Origin of the sequence: Microbacterium sp. (assembly GCF_030149085.1) — a bacterium.
In the GTDB taxonomy this organism is placed as follows: Bacteria; Actinomycetota; Actinomycetes; order Actinomycetales; family Microbacteriaceae; genus Microbacterium.
In genome coordinates this window covers 1-4,322 of record NZ_JASBSF010000117.1, presented here as the reverse complement: position 1 = coordinate 4,322, position 4,322 = coordinate 1, and the positions used below count along the sequence as shown (strand labels likewise).

Sequence of the window (4,322 nt, the reverse complement as noted above, 5' to 3'; positions counted from 1 at the left end):
CGCGTCAAGAACGCGTTCGCAGTCGGCATCCGTCGCCTCGGGGGAGGCGAGGCGCAGGTTCTGGGCGATCGTTCCGGCGAGGGTCGGCGCGTCCTGCTCGACATAGCCGAGCTGTGCGCGCAGCTGTTCGCGCGGAAGGGTTCGGATGTCAGCACCACCGAGCAGGATCGCGCCGCCGGTCGGGTCATAGAACCGCTCGATGAGCGCGAGCGTCGTGCTCTTGCCGGCGCCCGACGGGCCGACGATCGCCACGCGCGACCCGCGAGGGACGTGGAACGAGACGCCGCGCAGCACGTCGCCGGCATGATCGGATGCCTCGGACTGCGCCGGCTCACTGGAAGCGGCATCCGTGCCGCCGTCGCCCGCGAGCGCGATCACCGACGTGTCGACGTGCGCGCTCTCGAGCACGGCACGCGCTTCGGTCTCGGCTTTCCGGCGTGCGGCGACAACGGCCTCGGGGTATCTGAACCAGACATCCCGGAACTCGATCGCGATCTCCCGCGGTTCCGTTGTCACGGATGCGGGGTCTGAGGCCGCGACGCCCGCCATCTGTGACACCGGAACGGGGGAGGATTCGGTGACGGATGCCGCGAGGCGTGCGTCGTCGGCGTCCTCAACCGGGAGATTGAGGATCTCTTGGATGCGGCCGAGAGCACCGAGAGCCTGGTTCACCGAGGTGATGGCCCCGAAGAAGCTCCCGAGCGGGCCGACGAGCAGGAAGAGGAACATGATGAAGGTGACCAGGCTTGCGATCTCGATCGCGCCGGATGCCACGCGGAATCCGCCGACGCCCAGGACGACCAGCAGTGAGACCTGCAGGGCGATGCCCGCGACAGGAACGACGAGCGCCGAGACCTTCGCGATCCGCACGCCGACGCCGTAGGCCTCCGTCGCGACACGCGTGATGTCCGCAACCTCGCGCTCGGTGGCTCCTGCGGCGCGCACGGTTCGGATCGAGCTGACGGCGCGTTCCACCGAGGAGGCCAACTCGCCGACCTTCTCCTGTTGCTCGCCGGTGGCGCGGCGGATCCTGCCGCTGAGGATCACGACCACGGTGACCGACAAGCCGATCACGACGACGATGGCCAGCAGCAGAAGTGGGTCGATCAGCGCCATCGCGACCAGGGCACCGATAAAGAGGAGCGAGTTGCCGACGGCATCCGCGAGTCCCTGCGTGAGGACCGCGTACAGCAGCGTCGTGTCGGTACCGACACGGGAGACGAGGTCGCCCGTGCGGCGTGCATCGAACTCCCGGATGGGAAGGTGCAGGATGCGGGCCACGAGCTGTCGCCTGCTCGAGTAGACCACGGCAGTTCCGGTGCGCTGCAGCAGGTAGTGCTGGAACCCGGAGATGAGCGATGCCGCGACAACGAGCGCGACGATTCCCCACACGAGCCATCCGAGCGGGACTTGATCTTGAACGCGGGTGATCACCTGGCCGACCAGCACGGGCTGGGCGAGGGTGGCGACTGCCCCGATGATGCTCAGGATCGCGACCACGATGAGCACGTTCCGATGCTCGAGAAGGAAGGGCACCAGCTGGCGGAAAGTCGCGCGCGGGCCTTCTTCGGGGGTGCGACGACCACGGCGGGCGGGACGCGTGTCAGCGCGCGACATCGAGACCTCGATTCGGGGGAGGGGCTATCTACGACCGTACTCCGCGCTGGATACCCCGCTCGCCCCACGGTAGACGGACTGTGCGAGGATCCGCGCCGAGATCGTGAAAGATATCGCCGACAGCCGGGCTGCAAACACTATTGTCGAGTCGAGGAGGATACGTCGATGACGACGATGTCAGTCGAGGGTGCCCCGAGCACCGACGTCACCAGGCAGATCCGCGAGGCGATCCCCGCTCGCTCGCCTACCTCGAGACACACCCCGACCCGGGGCGTCGCGCGTCGTCGCCGCCGCGCGGGGTGGCTTAGCGCGGCGGCGACGACCTCCCGCCCGTCAGCTGGATGCGGCTGAGGTGTCCCGACGGTAGTTCTCGCGCGCGTACGACGAATACGGTGCGGGAGCAACCGTCGCGCGGATCTCAACCTGACGGTGTGGCTCGACAGCGGGCTTGGCGGAGTTAGGGTCCTCGCCCCACACCACCACGACCTCCGTGCCCGGCTCCGCGGCATCCGGAACGAGACTCGCCAGCGAAGCGAACACCTGCTCGTTCGTGATGTACCCGGCGTCGTGCGAAATACCGACGTCGCGCCCGTCGATGAGAACTCGGTCGACCTGATACAGGCCGTAGCGCGCCTTCGGGAAGTCGATGTACTTCGCCGGCAACCCCGGCTCGAGCAGGGATCGCTGCGCCGCCGCGACATCGTCGGGGTTCCAGATCAGCGTTACCTTGACCCGTGTGGGCTCCTGCGCGATGCGCTCGAGTGCCTCCCGACCGAGAAAGTCGTGATCGAACGCGACGCTGCGGCCATACCCCAGGTCGTAGGGGGTGACGTAGTAGTCCTCAATCCGGTCGGAGGTCAGGCTTCCGGCGAGCGACCCGGCGCTGGTGGCAGGAAGCCATTCGAGGTAACGCTCGGCGTGAGCCCCGGTGAAGATCGCAGGCAGGGGAGACGGAACCCACGCGGACTCGAGGTTGGCTGACGAGTAGGCCTTGGAGCCCACGCGGACGAGCCCGAGGGGCTCGCCTTCGCGCAGAAGGGCCTCCCTGACGCGCTCGCCGTCTTCCCAGGGGCCGAAGAGTTCGAAGCCGGGCTGGCCGGCCATGCCGTGGCGGAGCGAGCGCACCGTGACGCCGTCGATCGTGAACGTCGCCATGTGGAAGAAGCGGGTGGGCGGGACTGGCGCGCCGGTGACGCGCTCCATGAGTTCCAGCGCGTTCGGCCCCTGCAGTTCGTACCGGTACAGCGTGGGGTTGCCCGACCGCACGATCGAGTTGCCGTCCCGCTCGAAGGTGACCTCGTAGTCGCCGGTCTCACCATGGAACTGCACCCAGTCGATGACCATCTGGTGGCCGACGAGGTCGAACTCTTCGTCGCCCAGGTAGAAGAGGATGGCGTCGCCGATGAGGTATCCCTCGTCGTTGACTGCAATGAACTGCTTCGCATTGTCGACCTCGAAGCGGGCGAAGCTGTTGACGCCGAGATCGCTCAGCAGGCGCCGGGCGTCGCGACCACGGATGAACAGGTCGGTCATGTGGTGGGACTGGTCAAGAAGTGCCACGGTCTGTCGCCACGAGTGCTGCTCCGACCTCCAGTTGCTGAACTCGGCCGTCACGGGGAAGATCGTGGGCCGCGCCTGTGCATTGCGCAGAAGCTGCACGGGGCTTCCCGCTCGGGCGATCGCGGCAGCCAACGACTCGGTCATGTGAACTCCTTCGTTCTGGGCTCGACGCAGTGCGCGCCCGCCCGAGGAGACGCTATCCCAAGCAAGACTGAATCAAATACCCTTTCATGATGAGCTCTGCTAATAGCTTCATGAGCAGTCCTGATGTCGGACCGATCGAGGTGTACGCATGCTCACTGACCTGAACCTCACCCGGGTGTTCGTTGCGATTTATGAGGCCGGCAGCCTGACAGCGGCGGGGCGCCGACTGTTCGTGACGCAGTCGGCGATCAGTCAGTCGCTCGCGCGGCTGCGCCGGGAACTCGGAGATCCGCTGTTCGAGCGAACGGCGCAGGGGATGCGTCCCACAGCGCTTGCCGACGCGATCTATCCCGAGCTCCACGAGGGTATGTCAGTGATCGATCGGACCATTGCGGCAGTGACCGGCTTCGACCCCCTGACCTCAGAGCGCACCTTCCGTATCGCGCTGTCGGAACTCGGTGAGATCGGCTGGCTTCCGGCGATCGGCGAGGCGATGGCCCTCGGAGCGCCCCGCGCTCGCTTGGCCGTCACGGCGCTACGGGGTGAAGACCTCGAGGAGCTGCTCACCCGCGGGTCCGTGGACCTTGCCATCACCCCGGCAGAACTCCCCGCTGCATTCGAGCGGCAGACGGTCAAGCGCGAGGAGTACCGCGTGGTGATGTCGGCGCACAACCCCCTTGCCGGCACCGAGATGAGTCTCGAGTCCTATCGCATGGCGCGGCGCGTCTGGGTCGAGGGCGACTCCAGTGCGCGCCTGTTGGCCGGCGTCCACGCTCGCCACGGTGTTATCGAGCTGCCTGCCGTCAGCGTGCAACACATCGCCTCGCTTCCGCCCCTGCTCGCGCGCTCGACGACGCTCATCGCGACGATTCCCGAGACTCTCGCTGTCGGATGGTCGCGGAGCTGGCCGTTGGTCATCCGCGATTTGCCCTTCGCTCTCGGGCCGGTTGAGCTTCAGCTTTACCGTCGGCGGTCGCCGCAGCACGCGGGTGCGCTCGACT

At 67.1% G+C, this 4,322-nt stretch carries 3 protein-coding genes; 1 reads left to right on the top strand and 2 read right to left on the bottom strand.

The features are described from left to right. On the bottom strand, positions 1–1,617 hold a 1,617-nt coding region (locus tag Q1V87_RS04840), incomplete at its 3' end, for an ABC transporter ATP-binding protein (protein ID WP_300591076.1). A gap of 333 nt (positions 1,618–1,950) precedes the next feature. Next, positions 1,951–3,321, bottom strand: a complete 1,371-nt coding sequence (locus Q1V87_RS04835) for an aminomethyl transferase family protein (RefSeq protein WP_300591075.1) — start codon at positions 3,319–3,321, stop codon at positions 1,951–1,953. 148 nt (positions 3,322–3,469) lie between these two features. On the opposite strand from Q1V87_RS04835, the gene Q1V87_RS04830 reads away from it, so the two are divergent. Beyond that, positions 3,470–4,322 (top strand): LysR family transcriptional regulator (locus Q1V87_RS04830; RefSeq protein ID WP_300591074.1); only part of this gene is annotated, 853 nt, incomplete at its 3' end.

Coding starts and splice junctions, on each gene's coding strand:
- Q1V87_RS04835 (WP_300591075.1), bottom strand. CDS start 3,321: ATGACCGAGTCGTTGGCTGCCGCGATCGCCCGAGCGGGAAGCCCCGTG.